This window comes from Leifsonia sp. NPDC080035, assembly GCF_040050925.1.
In the GTDB taxonomy this organism is placed as follows: domain Bacteria; phylum Actinomycetota; class Actinomycetes; order Actinomycetales; family Microbacteriaceae; genus Leifsonia.
Map to the genome: position 1 here is coordinate 1395396 of NZ_CP157390.1, position 19425 is coordinate 1414820.

The window sequence follows — 19425 nt, forward strand, 5'->3', positions numbered from 1 at the left end:
AGCTCGTCGGCTCCCAGCCACTCAGGCCGCGATCGGCTCCGCAACGCGGACCACCCCCACCGTCTCGATCGCCGCCTGCACCGCGGTCACCTCCTGGTAGCTCAGCACAGCGAGCCCGGAGAGCTGCCCGGCGACGAGCCTCCGGATCGCCGGACGCAGCGCCGGAGCGCAGACCAGCACCGCGGAGACGTTGGCCTCGTCGAGCTGGGTGGCGGTCTGCTTGATCGACCCCATCACCGCCTCCAGCCGCGCCGGGTCGAGGACGATCTGCGTGCCGTTCTCGGCCGGGCGGAGACCCTCCAGCATCGCTTGCTCGAGCCCCGGATCGATCATGATGACCCGCAGCGTGCCGCCGTCGAGGTGCGGGGCCACGACCGCGGGGCCGAGCGCGCTGCGCGCCGCCTCCACCAGCCCCTCCGGATCGTTCGACACCTTCGCGCGCAGGGCGAGTGCCTCCAGGATGCGCGGCAGGTCGTTGATCGGCACCTGCTCCGCCAGCAGCCCCTGCAGCACCCGCTGCACCTCGGCGAGCGAGAGCAGGTTCGGGATGAGCTCCTCCACCGCGGGCGGGTTCACCTGCTTGACGCCCTCGGTGAGCTGGCGCACGTCCTCGCGGGTGAGCAGGCGCGCAGCGTTCGCCGTGATGATCGCCGACAGGTGTGTGATGAGCACCGAGACGCGGTCGATGACCGTCGCGCCGCCGAGCTCCGCGCTGTGCCGCATCTCGGACGGGATCCACTTGGCCGGGAGCCCGAACACCGGCTCGACCGTCGGGGTGCCGGGCAGCCCGTCGAGCGCGTCGCCGAGCGCGAGCACACGGCCGCCCGGCGCCTGCCCGCGTCCCGACTCGACACCGGCGATCTTGATGACGTAGGTGGAGGGCGGCAGCTCGGCGCTGTCGCGCGTGCGCACCGGCGGGACGATCACGCCCAGCTCCAGCGCGATCTTGCGGCGCAGCGCCCGCACCCGGGCGAGCAGGTCGTCGGAGGTGCCGCTGACGATGTCCACCAGGTCCGGCGCGAGCGTGATCTCCAGCGCGTGCACCCGCATCTGCTCCATCAGGTCCTCGGTGGTCTCGGTCTTGCCCGCGTTCGCGACGGCGGTCTGCGCGGCCTTCGCCTTCTTCGCCGCCGCCTGGGACGTCTTGATGCGCTGCGCGGCGAGCACCAGGAACGCGCCGACGAGCACGAACGGGATGGGCGGCATCCCGGGGATCAGCGCCATCACGATCGCCGCGCATCCCGCGATCGTGAGCGCGTTGCGCGACTGGCTGAGCTGACCGCTGGCGGTGGTCCCGATCTCGGTCTCGGCGTTGGAGCGCGTCACGATCATGCCGGTGGAGACGGCCATCAGGAGCGCGGGGATCTGCGTCACCAGGCCGTCGCCGATGGTCAGCAGTGTGTAGGAGTTGACGGCGTCGACGAGGTCCATGCCGCGCTGGATCATGCCGATCGCGATGCCGCCGACCACGTTGATGACGATGATCAGGATGCCCGCGATCGCGTCGCCCTTCACGAACTTGCTCGCGCCGTCCATCGCGCCGTAGAAGTCCGCCTCCGCCGAGACCTCCGCCCGGCGGGTCCGCGCCTGCTCCTCCGTGATCAGGCCGGCGTTCAGGTCCGCGTCGATGGCCATCTGCTTGCCCGGCATGGCGTCGAGGGTGAAGCGCGCACCGACCTCCGCGACGCGCTCGGCGCCCTTGGTGACGACGATGAACTGGATGACGATCAGGATGAGGAACACCACCGCGCCGATGATGATCGACCCGCCGACCGCGACGTGCCCGAACGCCTGGATGACCTGGCCGGCGTAGCCGTCGCCGAGCACGAGGCGCGTGGATGCGACGTTGAGGCCGAGCCGGAACAGGGTCGCCACGAGCAGCAGCGACGGGAAGACGGAGAAGTCGAGCGGCTTCTTCACGAACATCGTGGTGAGCAGGATCACCAGCGCCAGCATGATGTTCACGATGATGAGGGTGTCCAGCAGCCAGGCGGGCACCGGGATCACCAGCAGCATGATGATGCCGACGACGCCGATCGGGACGGCGACCTTGGCGGCGGTGGACTTCATGACAGACCTCCTGCGGGGACGGCTCCCGCGCGCGCCGGCGCGGACGAGGGCACGGGGGACGGCGACGGCATGGTGTGGACGCCCGTGGCGGCGCCGCGCGCCTTCAGCGACATCACGAACGCGAGCACGCGGGCCACGGCGTTGTAGAGCTCGACGGGGATCTCGTCGCCGAGCCCGCAGGCGCTGTGCAGCGCGCGGGCGAGCGGGATGTCCTTGACGACCGGCACCCGCTCCTCCTCGGCCTTCTCACGGATGCGCAGCGCGATCGCCCCCGCACCCTTCGCGACCACGCGCGGAGCGGACTTGCCCGGTTCGTATTTGATTGCGATCGCGATGTGCGTCGGGTTGACGAGCACGACATCCGAACCTCCGATCGCGGCGATCATCCGGTTGCGGCTCATCGCCAGCTGCCGGGAGCGGCGCTGCGACTTGATCAGCGGGTCGCCGTCGGAGTTCTTGTGCTCGTCGCGCACCTCGCGCTTGGTCATGCGGGTGTGCTTGCGGTTCCTGCGCATCACGACCAGCACGTCCAGTCCGGCGAGCACGAGTCCGGCGCCGACGGCGGCCTGCAGCAGACCCGCCGCGCCGCCGCTCGCCGCGGACAGCAGGGAGTCGAGCGACATGCTGCCCGAGGTCAGCAGAGTGGGCATCAGCCCCCGCACCACGAGGAACAGGCCGATGCCGACCACTGCCGACTTCAGCAGGGTCTTCGCGCCCTCCCAGAGCGCGCGCATCCCGAACACCCGGGTGATCCCGCTGACGATGTTGAACTGCTCGAACTTGCCGGACAGCCGCTTCAGGTGGATGCCGCCCTGCGCGGCCGCGGCGCCGATGATCGCGATCGCCCCGACGGCGAGCATCGGGCCGACCGTCGCCATGATGCTGCCCAGCCCGTCGCCGAGCGCCGCGACCGCCTTCGCCGGGTCCGGGCTCTCGATCACCGAGCGGACCGAGAACACCTGGTCGACGGCGGCTTCGCTGCCGCGCTGCAGGGTGAACGGCAGCATGACCGCCGCGGCGCCTACGCCGACCCAGGCGGTGAGGTCGGTGGACTTGGCGAGGCGGCCCTTCTGGCGCGCCTCCTTCATCCGCTTGTCGGTCGCCTGTTCGGTGCGTTCCTGGGCGTCGCTCACCGCGTCACCCCCAGCATCGTCTTCACGGCGCCGTCGGTGAGCGACGACACCACCCCAGGCAGGGCGACGAACACGACCGCGGCCAGCACGATGGTGAGCATGATCTTCAGCGGGAAGCCGAGCGCCAGGGCGTTCAGGGCCGGCGCGACGCGGGTCAGCAGGCCGAGCGCCATGTCCGCCAGGAACAGCACGACGATGAGCGGGCCGGCGATCTGCAGTGCGGAGAGGAACATCTGCGTGATGCCGCTGACCATCGCCTTCGCCGGGTCGGCCATCCCGAGCCCCGTGGCGAGCGGGACGGCGTCGAACGTGCGCACCAGACCGCCGATGATCAGCTGGTAGCCGCCCGTCGCGAACAGCAGGGCGAGGGCGGTCAGCTGGAACATCCGGGTGAACTGGGCGCCGTTGATCATCGACTGCGGATCGAACGCCTGCGCCAGCTGGAAGCCGCCGAACAGGTCGACCAGGCTGCCCGCCGACTGGATGGCCGCGAAGGTCAGGAAGACCAGGAAGCCGAGCGTCGCCCCGACCGCGAGCTCCTTGACCATGTCCAGCAGGAAGACGCCCGTGTCTGCCGTGTGGTAGCCGGCGCCGACGCGCGGCGCCACCGCGATCGCGAGCCCGATCGCGAGCATCCCCTTCACCTGCGCGGGGAAGCCGTTGTACGAGAACGGCGGCGCGATCATCAGGAAGGCGACCATCCGCAGCGACGCCAGCGCGATCGCCTCGATGGCGGCGAGGTCGATGGGGATGTTCATCAGCCGCCGCCCAGCAGCATCGGGATCTTCTCGAAGAGCACGTGGGTGAAGGAGACGAGCTCGGAGATCATCCACTGCCCGCAGATGATCAGCGCGACGGCGACGGCCGCGGCCTTCGGCACGAAGGAGAGCGTCACCTCCTGGATCTGGGTGATCGACTGGATGAGCGAGATCGCGAACCCGACGACGAGCGCGGTCACGACGATGGGCGCGGCGAGCTTCGCCGTGACCAGGAGGCCCTGCATGGCGATGTCGAGGACGGCGTTGGCGTTCATCCGCCGCCCCGATAGCTCGTGATCAGGCTCGTGACGATCAGGCCCCAGCCGTCGACGAGCACGAACAGCAGGATCTTGAACGGCAGCGAGATCATCACCGGCGGCAGCATCATCATGCCCATCGACATCAGCGCCGCGGAGACCACCATGTCGATCACGAGGAACGGCACGAAGATCACGAAGCCGATGATGAACGCGGCACGCAGCTCCGAGATCATGAACGCCGGGATGAGCGTGAGCAGCGGCACCGCCGCCGCCGACTCCGGGTTCGGCCGTCCGGCCGCCCGCGTCATCAGCGCGATGTCCTCCTCGCGGGTGTGCGCCGCCATGAAGGCGCGCAGCGGCGCCTCGGCGGCGTGTACGGCGGCGGTGAAGTCGATGTGCCCTGCGAGGTACGGCTGGACCGCCGTGCTGTTGATGTCCATCAGCACCGGGCTCATGATGAACAGGCTGAGGAAGAGGGAGAGTCCGGCGAGCACCTGGTTCGGCGGGATGGACGGCAGCGCGAGCGCGTTCCTGGTGATCGCGAGCACCACGAAGATCTTGGTGAACGACGACATCATCAGCAGCAGCGCGGGCGCGACGGAGAGCACCGTGATGCCGACGAGCGTCAGGATGGCCGCGTTCGGCGTGCCGTTCGGGCCGTTGATGTCGACGGTGATCCCGCCGCTGCCGCCGCCGGGACCGGTCGGGCCGCCCGGCGTCGGGACAGGGGACGGCGTGGGGACGGCGTGCGCCGCGGTCGAGCTCAGCAGCAGGAAGGCGAGGGCGATGAGCGCGACGAGGACGGCGGCGACCGCGACGCGGGCGAGCCGCGGCGCGCGGGCGGCCGTCACTTCTTGGGCCGCACCGCCAAGCCCGCCTGTCGCCATGTAGCAGGTGACAGGATCGAGCCTTTGAGTGCCTCGTCGAAGACCGAGGCGCGTCCCTGCGCCGTGAGGAAGTCGGCATCCTGCCTGCTGTTCGTGGAGACCTGCGCCGGGGCGTCCGCCGCCGGCACGTCCTTGGCGAACGTCTTGCGCACCGGCCTCAGAGGGGTGATCTCCGCGTCCGCGTCGTGCGGACGTGCGCCGGTGTGCAGAACGCTCACCTCTCGTTCGGTCACGCCGAGCACGAAGCGGTTGCCGTCCACATCCACGACGACGACCGACGCCTTCGGCCCGACGCCCTGCCGGCCGACGACCGACACGGCGTTGCCACGCCGGGTCCGGCCGCCGAGCCCGCGGCCCTTGGCGACGCGGCGCTGCACGAACCACAGCAGCCCGACGATCACGCCGAGGACGACGAGCACCCGGAGGGCGACGAACAGGGTTTCCACGGCTGCGACTATCGGCCGGCCCTGCGACTCCGTTAGGCGCCTCGCACGCCCATCGCCGCGGCGTGGGAGGCTGGGGCCGTGACCGACATCGAGCTGGCGTACATCCCGCCCGGCACCGTCGCGCTGCACGACGCCCGCCAGAAGCGGCGCTGGAGCGTGGAACTGGAGTCCTTCGAGATCGGCGTCTACGCCGTGACCGAGCAGCAGGTGGCCGAGCTGATCGGCGAGCCGGCCCCGCACCCGCGCCGCCCGGCGACGGGAGTGAGCTGGCTGCGCGCCATCCGGTTCTGCAACGCCGCCTCGGAGTGGGAGGGCCTCGACCCCGCATACTCGTTCGATGGCGAGGACGTCACCTGGCACGTCGACTCGGACGGCTACCGCCTGCCGACCGAGGCAGAGTGGGAGCACGCCTGCCGCGCCGGCTCGACGGCGCCGCACTACGGCCCGCTCGGCGGGGTCGCCTGGACGAGCGCCGACGGCCTCTCCGCACCGCACGACGTCGGCGGCAGGATGCCCAACCTGCACGGGCTCTTCGACACCCTCGGCAACGTGTGGGAGTGGTGCTGGGACCTCCTGGATCCCGCCCGCTACGACGACTACCGGGTGTTCCGCGGCGGTGGGTTCGCCGACGACGCGTGGAGCGTCCGCGCCTCCACCCGGCGCGGCGGCTCTCCGCGCACACAGCACGAGGACCTCGGCTTCCGGGTCGCGCGCGGCGGCTTCGACGCGGTGGATGCGGCCCAGGGCTGGTCGGCCCAGGCCGACGCGGAGCGCGCCGCCATCAGCGGCCCGCTGCCGCCCGGCTGGACGCCGCGCCGCTGAGCCCCGAACCCGCGGACCCCGCGCGCCTCGTCGTCAGCCCAGCCTGTTGACCGGCGAGTCCGGGGTGCCCGTGAGGACCGCCGACGCCGCGTTCTGCGCCTGGATGCGTACGTACTCGATCTCGGTCCGCTGCGAGAAGTATGCGATGTGCGGCGTCAGCACCACGTCGTCGCGCCCGAGCAGGGGGTGCCCCCGGCTCGGCGGCTCCTCGTCCAGCACGTCGAGCGCCGCCCCGGAGAGCCGTCCGGCGTCGAGCGCTTCCACCAGCGCCGCGTTGTCGATCAGGCCGCCGCGGGAGACGTTGAGCAGGAGGGCGCCGGCCGGCATCTCCGCGAGGAACGCGGCGTCGACCATCCGTTCGGTCTCCGGCGTCAGCGGCACGTGCAGGGACAGCGCATCGGAGCCGCGCCGCACCTTGTCGAGGCCGGTGCGCTCGATCCCGAGGGCGGCCAGTTCGTCGCGTGTGCCCTCATCGTCGGGGAGCAGCGGGTCGTAGCCGAGCACGCGCCCGAACAGCGGGCCGGCCTGCCGGGCGAACTCGCGGCCGATCCTGCCGAGCCCGACGACCCCGAGGGTGCGCTCGCTGAGCCGCGGCGGAGCGACGGCCGCGCGCTCGTTCCAGCGCTCCGGCGTCGCGGACGCGGTGTAGAACGGCAGCTGCCGCGCGCTCGCCAGCAGCAGCGCGAGGGCGTGGGTCGCGACCTCCTCGGTCGCAGCACCGGGGACGTTCGTCACGTGGATGCCGTGCTCGGTCGCCGCGTCGACGTCCACGTAGTCGAAGCCCATCGACATCAGCGCGATGACCTTCAGCCGCGGCAGCGCCGCGATCGTCTCGCGCGTGATCGCGGCGTAGCCGGGGAGGAGCGCGTCGGCGTCGGCCGCGCCGGCGACGATCGCCGCCGGATTGCGCGTCCCGAGCACGCGCACCTCGAAGCCCTGCGATTCGAGCAGGGCGATCCCGGGGGCGGGATCCGTGTCGTCGACGTCGGTGTAGACCGCGACGGGCCGGCGCGCATCACTCATCGGCCGCGGCCTCACCGCGCGGGTGCGCGCTGCCCTCGCGCACGATCACCTGCGCCATCGCGGTCATCAGCTCGTAGGCGACGTGCGCGGCGGCGATGCCGGTGACCTGCGCATGGTCGTAGGCAGGCGCGACCTCCACCACGTCCGCCCCGACGATGTTCAGGTCGGTGAGCCCGCGCAGCAGGCGCAGCAGCTCCCGGCTGGTCAGGCCGCCCGCCTCCGGCGTCCCCGTCCCCGGCGCGTGCGCCGGGTCGAGCACGTCGATGTCGATCGAGATGTACAGCGGTTTGTCGCCGACGCGGCGGCGGATGCGCTCCAGCGCCGACGGGATGCCGTTCTCCTCGATGTACTCGCTCGACACGATCGAGAAGCCGAGGCGACCGTCGTCCTCCAGGTCCTGCTTGCTGTAGAGCGGGCCGCGGGTGCCGACGTGGACGGACGCGGTGCGGTCGAGGAAGCCCTCCTCCGACGCCCGGCGAAACGGCGTCCCGTGCGTGATCGGCTCGTCGAAGTAGGTGTCCCACGTGTCCAGGTGCGCGTCGAAGTGCAGCACTGCGACCGGTCCGTGCTTCGCGCTGAGCGCCCTCAGCAGCGGGTAGGCGATGGTGTGGTCGCCGCCGATGGTGAGGATGCGCCGCGCCCGCTCGCCGAGCTCGGCCGCGGCGTCCGCGATCTGCCGCACCGCCTCGTCGATGTGGAACGGGTTCACGGCGATGTCGCCGGCATCCGCGACCTGCACCGCCTCCCAGCCCGAGAAGTCCTGCGCCGGGTTGTACGGTCGCAGCAGGCGGCTGGAGGCGCGCACGTGCTCCGGGCCGAACCGCGCGCCCGGGCGGAAGCTGACGCCGGTGTCGAACGGGATGCCGACCACCGCGATGTCCGCGGCGGGGACGTCCTCCAGCCGCGGCAGCCGGGCGAAGGTGGACAGGCCCGCGTAGCGCGGGGTCTTCGATGCGTCCGACGGGCCGATGGGCGGGGTGCCGATGGGGTCTGTGCTCATGCTGCTTCCTCGTGCTCGTTACTTCGTGAAGGCGGCCTGCGGCAGGTGGATGACGTGCAGCCCACCCGAGGCGACCGCGGCCGCGACCGCCGCCGCCAGCTCGTCGGCGGAGCCGGCCCGGTGCCCGGTGCCGCCGAACGCCTCGGCGAGCGCCGCCCAGTCCGGCTGGGCAAGGTCCACGGCGATCGGGGCGATCCCCGCGTCCACCTCGTTCTGCTTGATCTCCGCGTAGCCGCCGTTGTCGACGACGATCACGGTGATGTCCAGCCGCTGCTCCACGACCGTCATGAACTCCTGGAGCGAGAACATCAGCGCGCCGTCGCCGACGACCGCGACCACCGGGCGGCCCGGCTCGGCGACCCGCGAGCCGATGGCGGCGGGCAGGCCGTAGCCGAGCGTGGCGTACGTCGCCATGTACGGCGTCGAATTCGGCCGGGCGACGCGCAGGCGGTTCAGCAGGCCCCAGTAGGCGATCTGCGACGAGTCCGTCGTCACGATCGCGTCGGCGGGCAGCGCCGCGGCGATGGCGTCCGCGATGTCCGTGTTGACGGCGGAGAGCTCGGCGCACTCGGCGGCGACGGCGGCCAGCGTCTCCGGCACCCGCGCGTCGCGGCCGGCGGCGGGACCGGCGGCACCGGCGGGGTCGCCGCCGGCGAGGGCGTCCAGCAGCGCGGCGAGCGCCGCCGACGCGTCCGCGACGATCCCGATCTCGGCCGCCTGGTTCTTGTCCAGCTGCGACGCGGCGACGTCGATCCGGATGACGCGGCCGCGCGCCTCCAGTCTCTCCACCCACAGCTCGGCCTCGCCGAGCTTCGACCCGACGACCAGCAGCACGTCGGCGTCGCGCGCCCGGTTTCTGGCCGCGGCGAGGCGGAGGTTGGCGCCGAGGGACAGCGGGTGATGCTCGTCCAGCACGCCCTTCGCGTTCAGCGTCGTCACCACGGGCGCGCCGAGCCGTTCGGCGAGCGCACGCAGCTCCGCGGTCGCCCTGCGGGATCCGCCGCCGGCGAGGATCACCGGGTCGCTCGCGCCGGCCAGGAGCCGCGCGGCCTCGGCGATCGACGCGCGGTCGGGAGCCGAAGGGGCCGCGCTCGTGCGGGCGACCAGCGTCTCCGCATCCAGCTCGGCCTCCTCCTCCAGAAGGTCGAGCGGCACCTCGATGTACACGGGACGCGGCCGGCCGGAGGCGAACAGCGCGAACGCATCATGGACGGCCTGGACCGCCTCCTCGGCCGAATGGACGCGGCGTCCCCACTCGACGATCGCCGAGGCGGCGGCGAGCTGGTCCTTCGTCTCGTGCAGCGTCCCGACGTCGGCGAACTCGCGTCCGCGGGCGGGGCCGGGCGACAGCAGGATCATCGGCCGGGACTCGCAGTACGCGGTGCCCGCCGCGGACAGCGCGTTCAGCAGCCCGGGCCCGCTCGTTGTGATCACGACGCCGGGCTTGCCGGTCTGCAGCGACCAGCCGTCCGCCGCATAGCCCGCGCCCTGCTCGTGCCGGGTGGTCACGGGATGCACGCCGAGCGCGGTCAGTGGCCGGTAGAACTCGAGGTTGTGCGTCCCGGGGATCCCGAACACCGTGTCGATGCCGTAGTTGCGGAGGGTCTCGACGACCACCCACCCGGTCGTGCGCGCCGCGCGCGTCTCCATGTCGGTCCGCCTTTCCGCCGCGACGTCAGTCGCCATCGGCCTCGTACCTCGCACTGCCGTCCACCCACGTCGCGAGCACCGGGATGGTGGAGATCGTCTCCGGCTCCACCTCGAGCGGATTCGCGCCGAGCACCACGAAGTCCGCGCGCTTGCCCGCGACGAGCGAGCCGAGCTCGTTCTCGCGGCCCAGCGTGATCGCCCCCTCCAGAGTGTGGGCGCGCAGCGCCTCCTCCGCGCTGATCCGCAGCGAGTCCGGGCCGAGTTTGTGGCCTCGGCGCGTCACGCGCGTCACAGCGGCCTGGATGGCCTCAAGGGGACGCGGCTCGGCGACGGGTGCGTCGGACGAGATGGTGACGGGTACGCCCGCCTCCAGGAACTCGCCGAGCGGGTTGAACCGCTCGCCGGGAGTGCCGATGGCCTGCTCGACCCCCTCGCCCCAGTTGTAGTAGTGCTGCGTCTGGTTCACCGGGCGGATGCCCAGCCGCGCCATCCGCTCGATCTCCTCGGGCGCGGGCAGGCCGCAGTGCTCGATCCGGTGCCGCGCATCGGCGTCGGGATGCTCGGTCAGCACCTGCTCGACCGCATCCACCACCATCGCGATCGCGGTCGGCGACTGGGCGTGCGTCGCCGTCTGCAGCCCGGCGCGGTGCGCCTTGGCCACGAGCCCGGCGTACTCGGCGGGCTCGTGGTAGAGCTGGCCCCTGCGGCACGGGTCGCCGACGTAGCCCTCGGGGAAGTAGGCGGTCCAGCCGCCGAGCGTGCCGTCGGCGTACAGCTTGATGCCCGCGACGGAGAGGAACGCGTTGCCGAACGGCCCGGTCAGGCCGAGGTCGAGCACCTGGTCGAGCAGGTGCGAGAGGAAGTACATCGAGACGCGCACGGAGAGCTCACCGCGGTCCGCCATCGCCAGGTAGGCAGCGAGCTCGCGCTTCGACACCTGGGCGTCGCCGAGGGCGGTGACGCCGGAGGACAGGAACTCGCGCTGGGCGATGTCGAGCTGGCGCTGGTGCTCGGCCGGCTCGTCCCCGAGGTGGAAGTTCGGGCCGTGGTGGCCGATCTTCACCCCGTGCAGCCCGGTGAGCACGTTGCAGGCCGCGTCGGACAACTCGCCCGTCAGCTCGCCGTCGGCGTCGCGGAAGAACTCGCCGCCCTCCGGGTTCGGGGTGTCCCTGGTGATCCCGTACTTCTCCAGGGTGAAGCTGTTGACCACTCCCCCGTGGCCGGAGGCGTTCATGACGTACACCTCGCGGTCGGTCGCGACGCGGTCCAGCTCCTCCTTGGTGGGGTGCCGCCGTTCGGCCAGGTTGCGCTGCTCGTAGCCGTAGCCGCGCAGCGGGACGCCGGCGGGCAGGCGCTGCGCGCCCTCGCGCATCAGCTCGACGATCTCGGGGATCGAGCCCGCCTTCTCCGGGCTGACGTCCACCCAGGTGAGCAGCTGCCCGTACATGAGTGGATGCGCGTGCGCGTCGATGAAGCCGGGCACGATCGTCGCGCCGGGGAAGTCGACGCGGACCGGGTCGACACCCGCCGCCGTGGCCGCCCCCTCGACGGCGGCGAGGGAGCCGACCGCGAGAATCCTGCCGCCCGCCGTGAGCATCGCCTCGGCGCGCGGCGCGTCGCCGTCGACGGTCAGCACGGTCTCGGCCGTGACGATGGTGGGCGCGGAGTCGCGGGCGTCGTAGGTGGCCAGGTGTCGCACGGGGTCAGCTCCTCGTCGTCTTGATGGCGGTGGTGTCCAGCCGCGGGGTGAACGACCCCGTGACCGGCGCGGTGTCGGAGTGCTGCGGCGCGAACCAGGTGCCGATGACGGCGATGAGCGCTAGTCCTCCGAAGAACCAGATGGCGGACCAGAAGCTCCCTGTCGCCGCGATCAGGGCGGTCGCGATCGCCGGTGACAGTCCGCCCCAGACGGCCGCGCCGATCCCGTACGACAGCGACATCGAGGTGTACCTGGCCTGCGGCCGGAACATCTGCGTCATGACGGTCGAGAGCGGGGCCCAGGCGCCGCTCAGCGTGATGCGGATCACGCTGACGAACACGTAGATCAGGGCGACCTGGTGGTTCTGGATGACCAGCACGAGCGGGATCACGGCCGCGAACGAGAGCACGGAGCCGAGGATGATGACCCGCTTGCCGCCCCACTTGTCGCCGAGCATGGCCAGCGGCAGCGTGACCAGCGCCTCGATGAACGACGCGACGGTCATCGCACCGAGGATGACGCCGGCCTGGAGGCCGACCTCCGGGCTGGTGGCGAAGTTCTGCACGAACGTCGTGGCGATCACGTAGCCGCCGGACGACATCGCGATGATGCAGAAGCCGAGCAGGATCGGCAGCCAGTTGTTGCGCAGCGCGAACACGATCGGGGTGGACTGGGTGTGGCCCTCGATCTTCTGCTCGAAGACCGGCGTCTCCTCGACGCGGTAGCGCACCCAGATCCCGACGCCGATCAGGACGATGCTGAACAGGAACGGGATGCGCCAGCCCCAGGTGAGCAGTACGTCGTCGCCCATCCCCGCGAGGATCCAGAACGCGCCGGAGGCCAGCAGCGCGCCGAGCGGGTTGCCGAGCTGGGTGAAGCCGCCGTAGAAGGTCTTGAACTTCGGCGGGGCGCTCTCCACCGACATCAGACTCGCGCCGCCCCACTCGCCGCCGACGGCGAGGCCCTGCGCGATGCGCAGCAGGATGAGCAGGATCGGGGCGGCGATGCCGATGGCGGCGTACCCGGGCAGGCAGCCGACCAGCACGGTCGCGACGCCCATCACGAAGAGCGTGAGCGTCAGCGCGCGCTTGCGGCCGAGCTTGTCACCGATGTGGCCGAAGATGATTCCGCCGAGCGGGCGCATGAAGTAGGCGACCGCGTAGGTCCCGAAGGACGCGAGCGTGCCGAGGGCGTGGTTGACCTCGGGGAAGAAGACCTGTGGGAAGACGATGGCGGCGGCGGTCGCGTAGACGTAGAAGTCGTACCACTCGATGGTGGTTCCGACCGCGGAGGCCAGACCGGCCCTCAACGCGCGGGCGTGCCCGACGGGTTGCGTTGCTGAAACAGACACACACAGCTCCTTTGCTCGTATTTGTCGTGAAGTTCGTCGTGAAGTCTCACGCCGCCGGCCGGGATGCGCAAGCGCACATCGGCGCTCGAAGGCGATTCTCGCCGTCGTTCTGCGCGCTGTGAGCCTCATAAGCTGCGCGAATCATCGTCCGAAGCCGATCTGCGCCGACGATATGCGGACGTCGGTCGGCGAATCCGGGTATTCTCCGGAATGTGCCGATCCGCCATGACAGAGCCAGCCAGGACCGCGACTCCGACGCGATCGACGCCAGCCTCGTCCGCGCGCTGCAGGCGGACGGGCGGGCAAGCATCCACGAGCTCGCCCGCACGCTCGGCGTCTCCCGCGACCTGGTGTCGCGACGGCTGGGCGCGCTCGTCGGCCGCGAGGGACTGCGCGTCGTGGCGGCGCTCGACCCCGGATTCGCGGGGCTCAACGTGCTCATCCACGGTCTCGTCGGTGTGGACGGCCCGGCCAGGCCGGTCGCCGAGCGCATCGCAGAGCTGCCGGACACCGTCTTCGTCTCGATGGTCAGCGGCTCGTCGCCGGTGGTGTTCGAGTCCCGGCACGGCGACACGGACGAGCTGCACGCCACCCTGGCGGCGATCCGCGGCATCCCGGGCGTGCGGCAGCTGCGCGTCAGCACGTACGACGCCCTGCTGAAGGAGTTCATCACCGCCGCCTCCGTCACGGATGTGCGGCTCGACCGCGTGGATCACGACCTCATCGCGGTGCTCCAGGAGGACGGGCGGGCCAGCTACCGCACCCTGGCCGACACGGTACGCCTGTCACCGTCCTCCGCGCGCGCCCGGGTGCGGAGGCTGCTCGACGCGGGCGTCATCCGGATCGCCGCGATCGACACCGGCGGGCTCTCCCGCAATCGCGTCGCCGTCGGCGTCGGCATCGCCCTGCGCGGCGCGGCCGAGCCGGTCCACAGCTACCTGGTGGCGACACCCGCCGTCGACCTGGCGGCGGACGCGCACGGCGCCTACGACGCGATCGCGACGATCGTCGGCAGCACGACAGCGGGCGTCCTGAAGGTCATCGAGGAGCTGCGCGCGCTTCCCGAGGTCGGCTCGCTCGAGACCTGGGCGCACCTCGACATCATCAAGGAGGACTACACGCGCACGCTCGGCCGCATCGTGCGGCCGTAGCGACTCAGTCCAGCTCTTCCGCGGCGTCCAGGATCTTCGTGATCCGCACCGCGTAGTCCTGGTCGACGACCACGATCTCGCCGTGGGCGATCAGGCGCCCGTTCAGGAGCACGTCGGCGGGCGATCCCGCGGACCGGTCCAGTTCGATGACCGCGCCCGGCTCCATCGAGAGCACGTCGCGGACGGCCATCCTGGTGCGGCCGATCTCCACGGTGAGGGCCATCTCCACGTTGCTGATCCGCGCCAGCTTGCCGGCGATCGCCGACGTGGGCGCCGGACGGTCGAGGGAACCGCGGCCGCGGACCGCGAACCAGCCGGCGACTCCGGCCGGACCGGTCAGCTCGAACACGGTCGCCGACGGGTCCGAGAAAAGCTCGGCGGCATCCTCGACGCGCGCGTCGTCGAGCACCCCGGCGCCGAAGGTGTCGCTCGCGGACTCGAGCGCGGGCTGAAGCACGTCCTGCAGCGCGACCACGGGCGCGCCGTCCGCGCCGTCGTCGACCAGCGCGGGCGCCTCCAGCAGCACGACCGCGAGGTCGGCGGAGACGGCGCCGACGAAGCTCGCCACCACGGCGTTTCCGGTGCGTCCGGCGAACGCCTCTCCGGTGTGCAGCAGCGGGGTGAGCGGTGCTCCGGTGGGCAGCACGGCGGCGAGCGCGTCCGCGGCCGCCTGCGCCTGGCCCAGGGAGAGCGCGGCGCCGGATGCGATGGCCATGTTCATCGGTTCAGTCCTCTGTCTTCACGATCACGCAGGCGAGCCTGCTTCCGCTGGAGCCCAGCGCGGCGCCGGCGACGGGCTGGCCGCCGACGGCGAGATCGAACGGTCGGTGGTGCGGGTGCGGGAGCGGCAGCACGTCGCCGACCGCGAGTCCGAGCACGACGCTCGGCTTGACGGTCGCCGGGGCGAGCCGCAGGGAGACGTCGACGGGGACGCGCGCGAGCTGCGCATCCACGAGCTCCCTCGCGTCGTCGGCGCTGGACGTCGGGTTGGTCTCCCCGAGCTGCGGCAGTAGCACGGAGGCGGGCAGGGCGAGCGTGGACTCGGCGACCGAGTCGCCGACGCGCAGCTCGAACCCGGCGACGATCATCAGCTCGTTGGTGGCCGCGGCCTGGGCGAACTGGGAGTTGTACTGGATGGCGTCCACCGCTATCGGCGCGATGAGGATGCTCCCGAGCGAGTAGCGCAGGTCCTCCAGCGCGTCGTCCATCAGCCGTCGCACGAGCGCGTGCTCGATCTGGGTGAAGGTGCGCTCGGCCGACACCGGCACGCCGGAGCCGCCGAGCATCGCGTTCACCCACGACAGCGCCGCCGTGGTCGGGAACTGGATGACACCCTTCGGCGCGACCCCCTCCAACTCGCACAGCACCATCGCCGTCGTGGCCGGAAGCGAGGCGGCGTACTCGTCGTAGGTCTGCATCGCGACCCGCTCGCAGGTGACCTGGGACAGCACGCGCACCTTGGCGGTCAGCTGGGTCGCCCACTGCCGGGCGAACGTCTCGAAGGCCAGCTCCAGCACGCGCGAGTGCTCGCGGGCGAGCGTGGTCGGCCGCCGGAAGTCGTAGGCCGGGATGTCCGGCGCTGGGGCCTGCAGGGTGGTCACGGGAGGCACTATCGGCAGCCCGCGCCCCGCCGTTAGAAGGCCCTGTGGATCCAGTCGAGCTGCAACTGCGCCAGCACCGCGACGATCGCGTAGCAGGCGACCGTGATCAGCGGCACCCAGCCGTAGAGCACTCCCGCCACCCGGCGGGCGCGCGGCGGGAGCGGCAGATGCCCCTCCTTCAGCGTGTACAGCGTCACGCCCCAGAACGTCGGGATCGTGACCGCCCAGGTGACCATGCACCACGGGCATAGCACGCGCAGGTCGGTCAGGGATGCGGTGATGAAGAAGATCACGAGGCCGAGCGCGACGACGGTCCCCGCCGCGAACGTGAGCCACCACCAGCGGGCGAGCCGGCCCGCCGCGAGGATGCTGGCCCCCGCCGCGATGACCGCGCTCCACGCGGCCAGCCCGAACACCGGGTTCGGGAACCCGAAGACCGACCCCTGCCACGACCCGAGGTTCTTCACGCAGCCGATGAGGACGCTGAAGGAGCACGAGAGCTGGGCGGACGGATCCTCGAGCACGTGGATCTTGTCCATCGTGAGCATGAACGCGGCCCACAGGCCGACGCAGCCGGCCACGATCAGGAACGCCGCGAGCGCGCGGGGACGGCGGGAGGAGGGGGCCGGGGTCTCGACGGACACCCGTGAAGTCTCGCAACCGCGGGGCGGCGGGCGCACACGCGACCGCCGGAAATATCGAGGACCGCGTGCATCCGGTCACCAGCCCGGTCCCCCTAACGACCGACCGGCCCGCGCCGATAGTGCCCCTGTGACGGCTCACCCGGAGCCGAGACCAGGATTCGCGCCCATGATCGTCGTCACCCGATTGAACGACAGCCAGTTTGCGGTCAACCCGGACCTCATCGAGCGCATCCACGCCAGTCCGGACACCACCCTCGTGATGGTGGACGGGGCGAAGTTCATCGTCACGGAGTCGATGGCCGAGGTCATCGAGAAGATCGCCGCGTACCGTGCGCGGGTCATCGCGCTCGCGCATGATCTGCCCGCCTCCGGTCCGCGCCCGGTTCCCGCCCCGCTGCCCGAAGCGGAGACGGCGCCGGCAGTCCCCATCCGCGCCCGGAAGAAGTAACGAGGAGTTTCATCATGGATCCGGCAACGATCATCGGGATCGTCGTGGCCTTCGGCGCCGTCGTGGCGATGGTCACGATGGAGGGCGCGCACCTCAGCTCGCTCGTGCTGCCCGCCCCGATGGTGCTCGTTTTCGGGGCGACGATCGCGGTCGGGATCGCGAGCGGCACGCTCAAGGACTTCATCATCGCGGTGAAGGCGCTGCCGCGCGCGTTCCGCGGCAAGATCGAGCCGCCGCAGAAGGTCATCGACCAGGTGGTCGGGCTGGCGGAGAAGGCGCGCGCCAACGGGCTGCTCGCGATGGAGCAGGAGGCCGACGGGATCGACGACCCGTTCCTCAAGCGCGCGCTGCAGAACATCGCCGACGGCACCGACGGGGACGAGCTGCGCGTCCTGCTCGAAGACGAGATCGCGACCCGGTCGAAGAAGGACCGCGTCGCCGCCAAGTTCTTCTCCGGCATGGGCGGGTACGCACCGACCATCGGCATCATCGGCACGGTCGTCTCGCTGACGCACGTGCTCGAAAACCTTTCCCAGCCCGCGGAGCTCGGTCCGATGATCGCGAGCGCGTTCGTCGCCACCCTCTGGGGCCTGCTGTCGGCCAACTTCCTCTGGCTGCCGATCGGCGCCCGCCTGCGCCGGCTCTCCGAGCTGGACGTGGAGCGGATGACGCTGCTCATGGAGGGCGTGCTCGCGGTGCAGGCGGGAAGTCAGCCGCGTCTCCTCGGCGAGCGCCTGCGCGCGATGGTCCCGGACGGCGACTCGGCCAAGCCGGCCAAGGGCCCGAAGGCCGTCCCCGCCCCCGAGAAGGAAGCGGCCTGACATGTCCGCCCGCCGCCGGCGCAAGCACCAGGAGGAAGAGGAGCACGAGAACGAGGAGCGCTGGATGGCCTCCTACATGGACATGGTCACCGTGCTCATGTGCATGTTCATCGTCCTCTTCGCCATGTCGACGGTGGATGCGAAGAAGTTCGAGGCGCTCAAGAACTCCCTGGCGACCGGCTTCGGCCAGACCAAGACGGAGAAGATCGACACAGCGACCGGTGTCGTCGTCCCGCCGACGCACGTGAAGGACAACGGCACCACGACGGACTTCGCGCTCGCCCAGCGGGAGGCGCAGAACCTCGAGAAACTGAAGGACAAGATCCAGGCGAGCCTCACCCACGACGGTCTGCAGGACGCGGTGCAGATGAAGATCGACGAGCGCGGCCTGACGATCGGACTGGTCGGCAGCTCGACGTTCTTCGCCTCCAACCGGGCGGAGCTGAGCGCGCAGGCGGTGCAGGTGCTGGACGACATCGGCCCGGTGCTCTCCCCCGAGCCGTACCAGGTGTCCATCGAGGGCCACGCGGACTTCCGCCAGCCCGGCGCCCCCTACCCCACCAACTGGGAGCTCTCGGCCGGCCGCGCCACCAGCGTCCTGCGTCACCTGGTGGAGAGCAACGGCTTCCCGTCCGCGCGCATCGCCGCCGTCAGCTACGGCTCCGCGCGTCCGCTCGCCTCCGCGACCGGCGCCTCCGACCAGGACCTCGCCCAGAACCGCCGCGTGGACGTCGTGGTGCTGTCGAACCAGCCGGAGCGCATCCGGGAGCTCATCCCCAAGGCGCTGCAGTCCACCACGGCGACCGCGTCGACGACCGGCTGACGCGACCATTTGGCACAAATCGCGGTAGCCGGCGCCGGTTTGCGAACATGTGGCACAAATAACCGTGCCCGGATCGGCGCGACGGCTACCGCAACCGCGCCGGGCGCACCCGCACCGGCGCGAGCCACGCGGCGACGATCACTGCGGTGATCGACCCGGCGCACATGATCGCCGCGAGCACGACCACCTGGAACCGGCCGGCCTCCAGCGGCGACACCCCACCGAAGATCGCCCCGACGAACGCACCGGGCAGGGTGACGAGGCCGGTCGTCTTCGTCTGGTCGACGCTCGGGATGAGCGCGGAGTAGACGGCGGACCTGGCCTGCTCGAGCGTGGACTGGCGCGGGGTGGCACCGAGCGCGAGCCAGCCCTCCACCTCCTCCCAGTGGTCGTCGACGGCCTCGGTGAAGCGACGGCCGGAGAGGGTCGCGATGCTCATCGCGTTGCCGATGACGATGCCGCCGATCGCCAGCGCGTACCGTGCGCTGAACTCGATCGCGCCGGTGGCGAAGACGATGCCGAAGGTGACGATCACGCCCGCCGCCATGGCGGTCGCCATCATCACGCCGTGCGGCAGCGACCAGCCGATGCGATGCGTGGCGGTCGCCGCGGCCACGCCGAACATCACCAGCAGCGCCAGCGCCACCCAGAGCGGGCTCGTGATGACGCCGGCGAGGATCACGCTGATGACGGCCAGCTGGGCGGCGCCGCGCAGGATGGCCAGGAGCGGAGCCCAGCGGTGCGGCACCCGGTAGGCGGACAGCACGGCGGTGGCGAGCAGCGCCAGCAGGGCGACCCCGAGCAGGGTCGGGGCAAGCTCGCGGACGATCGGCACGGG

20 protein-coding genes are annotated in these 19425 nt (G+C 71.3%); 5 read left to right on the top strand and 15 right to left on the bottom strand.

Annotated elements, in window-relative coordinates:
• Nucleotides 1–21 precede the first annotated feature (21 nt).
• From AAME72_RS06775 to fliO, 6 genes are read right to left on the bottom strand one after another with little or no spacing between them, the layout of a single operon-like run.
• A complete protein-coding gene (locus AAME72_RS06775) occupies nucleotides 22–2070 on the bottom strand; it encodes a flagellar biosynthesis protein FlhA (protein WP_348789479.1) in 2049 nt (682 codons plus the stop codon).
• Nucleotides 2067–3203, bottom strand: a complete 1137-nt coding sequence (locus tag AAME72_RS06780) for an EscU/YscU/HrcU family type III secretion system export apparatus switch protein (RefSeq protein WP_348789480.1) — start codon at nucleotides 3201–3203, stop codon at nucleotides 2067–2069. Before AAME72_RS06780 ends, AAME72_RS06775 begins: the two co-directional genes overlap by 4 nt.
• On the bottom strand, nucleotides 3200–3961 hold the full coding sequence (locus AAME72_RS06785; protein ID WP_348789481.1) for a flagellar biosynthetic protein FliR: 762 nt from the start codon (nucleotides 3959–3961) through the stop codon (nucleotides 3200–3202). The genes AAME72_RS06780 and AAME72_RS06785 overlap by 4 nt, the downstream gene beginning before the upstream one ends.
• Entirely contained in the window at nucleotides 3961–4236 is a 276-nt protein-coding gene (locus tag AAME72_RS06790; protein WP_314148020.1) for a flagellar biosynthetic protein FliQ, read from the bottom strand. The genes AAME72_RS06785 and AAME72_RS06790 overlap by 1 nt, the downstream gene beginning before the upstream one ends.
• The gene (gene fliP, locus AAME72_RS06795) at nucleotides 4233–5108 is read right to left on the bottom strand and encodes a flagellar type III secretion system pore protein FliP (RefSeq protein ID WP_348789482.1); all 876 of its coding nucleotides are present in this window, start codon (nucleotides 5106–5108) and stop codon (nucleotides 4233–4235) included. Before fliP ends, AAME72_RS06790 begins: the two co-directional genes overlap by 4 nt.
• A complete protein-coding gene (fliO, locus tag AAME72_RS06800) occupies nucleotides 5069–5554 on the bottom strand; it encodes a flagellar biosynthetic protein FliO (protein ID WP_348789483.1) in 486 nt (161 codons plus the stop codon). Before fliO ends, fliP begins: the two co-directional genes overlap by 40 nt.
• 78 nt (nucleotides 5555–5632) lie before the next feature.
• Here fliO and AAME72_RS06805 point away from each other — a divergent pair, with 78 nt between their 5' ends.
• The gene (locus AAME72_RS06805) at nucleotides 5633–6376 is read left to right on the top strand and encodes an SUMF1/EgtB/PvdO family nonheme iron enzyme (RefSeq protein WP_348789484.1); all 744 of its coding nucleotides are present in this window, start codon (nucleotides 5633–5635) and stop codon (nucleotides 6374–6376) included.
• Nucleotides 6377–6409: 33 nt separating this feature from the next.
• Here AAME72_RS06805 and AAME72_RS06810 read toward each other — a convergent pair whose 3' ends face one another.
• The 5 genes from AAME72_RS06810 to AAME72_RS06830 are packed head-to-tail and all read right to left on the bottom strand — an operon-like array spanning nucleotide 6410 to nucleotide 13099.
• On the bottom strand, nucleotides 6410–7399 hold the full coding sequence (locus AAME72_RS06810; protein WP_348789485.1) for a C-terminal binding protein: 990 nt from the start codon (nucleotides 7397–7399) through the stop codon (nucleotides 6410–6412).
• Nucleotides 7392–8399 (bottom strand): agmatinase, encoded by a 1008-nt coding sequence (speB, locus tag AAME72_RS06815; RefSeq protein ID WP_348789486.1) that lies wholly within the window; start codon nucleotides 8397–8399, stop codon nucleotides 7392–7394. The genes AAME72_RS06810 and speB overlap by 8 nt, the downstream gene beginning before the upstream one ends.
• An 18-nt stretch (nucleotides 8400–8417) precedes the next feature.
• The gene (locus AAME72_RS06820; protein ID WP_348789487.1) at nucleotides 8418–10049 is read right to left on the bottom strand and encodes a thiamine pyrophosphate-binding protein; all 1632 of its coding nucleotides are present in this window, start codon (nucleotides 10047–10049) and stop codon (nucleotides 8418–8420) included.
• A gap of 25 nt (nucleotides 10050–10074) precedes the next feature.
• Nucleotides 10075–11748: an amidohydrolase gene (locus AAME72_RS06825; protein WP_348789488.1), complete on the bottom strand. Its 1674-nt coding sequence runs from the start codon at nucleotides 11746–11748 to the stop codon at nucleotides 10075–10077.
• Nucleotides 11749–11752: 4 nt separating this feature from the next.
• On the bottom strand, nucleotides 11753–13099 hold the full coding sequence (locus tag AAME72_RS06830; RefSeq protein ID WP_348789489.1) for an MFS transporter: 1347 nt from the start codon (nucleotides 13097–13099) through the stop codon (nucleotides 11753–11755).
• 212 nt (nucleotides 13100–13311) lie between these two features.
• Between AAME72_RS06830 and AAME72_RS06835 the strand changes: the two genes are divergently transcribed.
• Complete coding sequence (locus tag AAME72_RS06835; protein ID WP_348789490.1) at nucleotides 13312–14250, top strand: Lrp/AsnC family transcriptional regulator; 939 nt, start codon at nucleotides 13312–13314, stop codon at nucleotides 14248–14250.
• Nucleotides 14251–14254: 4 nt separating this feature from the next.
• On the opposite strand, the gene fliN is transcribed toward AAME72_RS06835, so the two are convergent.
• From fliN to AAME72_RS06850, 3 genes are read right to left on the bottom strand one after another with little or no spacing between them, the layout of a single operon-like run.
• On the bottom strand, nucleotides 14255–14971 hold the full coding sequence (fliN, locus tag AAME72_RS06840; RefSeq protein WP_348789491.1) for a flagellar motor switch protein FliN: 717 nt from the start codon (nucleotides 14969–14971) through the stop codon (nucleotides 14255–14257).
• A 4-nt stretch (nucleotides 14972–14975) separates the two neighbouring features.
• Nucleotides 14976–15851, bottom strand: coding sequence for a flagellar motor switch protein FliM (locus AAME72_RS06845; RefSeq protein WP_348789492.1), 876 nt, complete (start codon nucleotides 15849–15851; stop codon nucleotides 14976–14978).
• Nucleotides 15852–15883: 32 nt separating this feature from the next.
• A complete protein-coding gene (locus tag AAME72_RS06850; RefSeq protein ID WP_348789493.1) occupies nucleotides 15884–16495 on the bottom strand; it encodes a vitamin K epoxide reductase family protein in 612 nt (203 codons plus the stop codon).
• Between the two features lie 166 nt (nucleotides 16496–16661).
• Here AAME72_RS06850 and AAME72_RS06855 point away from each other — a divergent pair, with 166 nt between their 5' ends.
• Genes AAME72_RS06855 through AAME72_RS06865 form a run of 3 tightly spaced genes read left to right on the top strand, consistent with a single transcriptional unit; the run spans nucleotide 16662 to nucleotide 18587 of the window.
• Nucleotides 16662–16943, top strand: coding sequence for a flagellar FlbD family protein (locus AAME72_RS06855; RefSeq protein ID WP_348789494.1), 282 nt, complete (start codon nucleotides 16662–16664; stop codon nucleotides 16941–16943).
• Nucleotides 16944–16957: 14 nt separating this feature from the next.
• Entirely contained in the window at nucleotides 16958–17764 is an 807-nt protein-coding gene (locus AAME72_RS06860) for a MotA/TolQ/ExbB proton channel family protein (protein WP_348789495.1), read from the top strand.
• 1 nt (nucleotide 17765) lies between these two features.
• Nucleotides 17766–18587 (top strand): flagellar motor protein MotB, encoded by an 822-nt coding sequence (locus tag AAME72_RS06865; RefSeq protein ID WP_348789496.1) that lies wholly within the window; start codon nucleotides 17766–17768, stop codon nucleotides 18585–18587.
• A gap of 85 nt (nucleotides 18588–18672) precedes the next feature.
• Here the strand turns inward: AAME72_RS06865 and AAME72_RS06870 are convergent, their stop codons facing one another.
• Nucleotides 18673–19422, bottom strand: a complete 750-nt coding sequence (locus AAME72_RS06870; RefSeq protein WP_348789497.1) for an ABC transporter permease — start codon at nucleotides 19420–19422, stop codon at nucleotides 18673–18675.
• Between the last annotated feature and the right edge of the window lie 3 nt (nucleotides 19423–19425).

Excerpts from the sequence above, each read along its gene's own strand:
- AAME72_RS06865 (WP_348789496.1), top strand. The coding sequence starts at position 17,766 with ATGTCCGCCCGCCGCCGGCGCAAGCACCAGGAGGAAGAGGAGCACGAG.
- AAME72_RS06790 (WP_314148020.1), bottom strand. The coding sequence starts at position 4,236 with ATGAACGCCAACGCCGTCCTCGACATCGCCATGCAGGGCCTCCTGGTC.
- AAME72_RS06785 (WP_348789481.1), bottom strand. The coding sequence starts at position 3,961 with ATGAACATCCCCATCGACCTCGCCGCCATCGAGGCGATCGCGCTGGCG.
- AAME72_RS06810 (WP_348789485.1), bottom strand. The coding sequence starts at position 7,399 with ATGAGTGATGCGCGCCGGCCCGTCGCGGTCTACACCGACGTCGACGAC.
- speB (WP_348789486.1), bottom strand. The coding sequence starts at position 8,399 with ATGAGCACAGACCCCATCGGCACCCCGCCCATCGGCCCGTCGGACGCA.
- fliP (WP_348789482.1), bottom strand. The coding sequence starts at position 5,108 with ATGGCGACAGGCGGGCTTGGCGGTGCGGCCCAAGAAGTGACGGCCGCC.
- AAME72_RS06855 (WP_348789494.1), top strand. The coding sequence starts at position 16,662 with ATGATCGTCGTCACCCGATTGAACGACAGCCAGTTTGCGGTCAACCCG.
- AAME72_RS06820 (WP_348789487.1), bottom strand. The coding sequence starts at position 10,049 with ATGGAGACGCGCGCGGCGCGCACGACCGGGTGGGTGGTCGTCGAGACC.
- fliN (WP_348789491.1), bottom strand. The coding sequence starts at position 14,971 with ATGAACATGGCCATCGCATCCGGCGCCGCGCTCTCCCTGGGCCAGGCG.
- AAME72_RS06860 (WP_348789495.1), top strand. The coding sequence starts at position 16,958 with ATGGATCCGGCAACGATCATCGGGATCGTCGTGGCCTTCGGCGCCGTC.
- AAME72_RS06775 (WP_348789479.1), bottom strand. The coding sequence starts at position 2,070 with ATGAAGTCCACCGCCGCCAAGGTCGCCGTCCCGATCGGCGTCGTCGGC.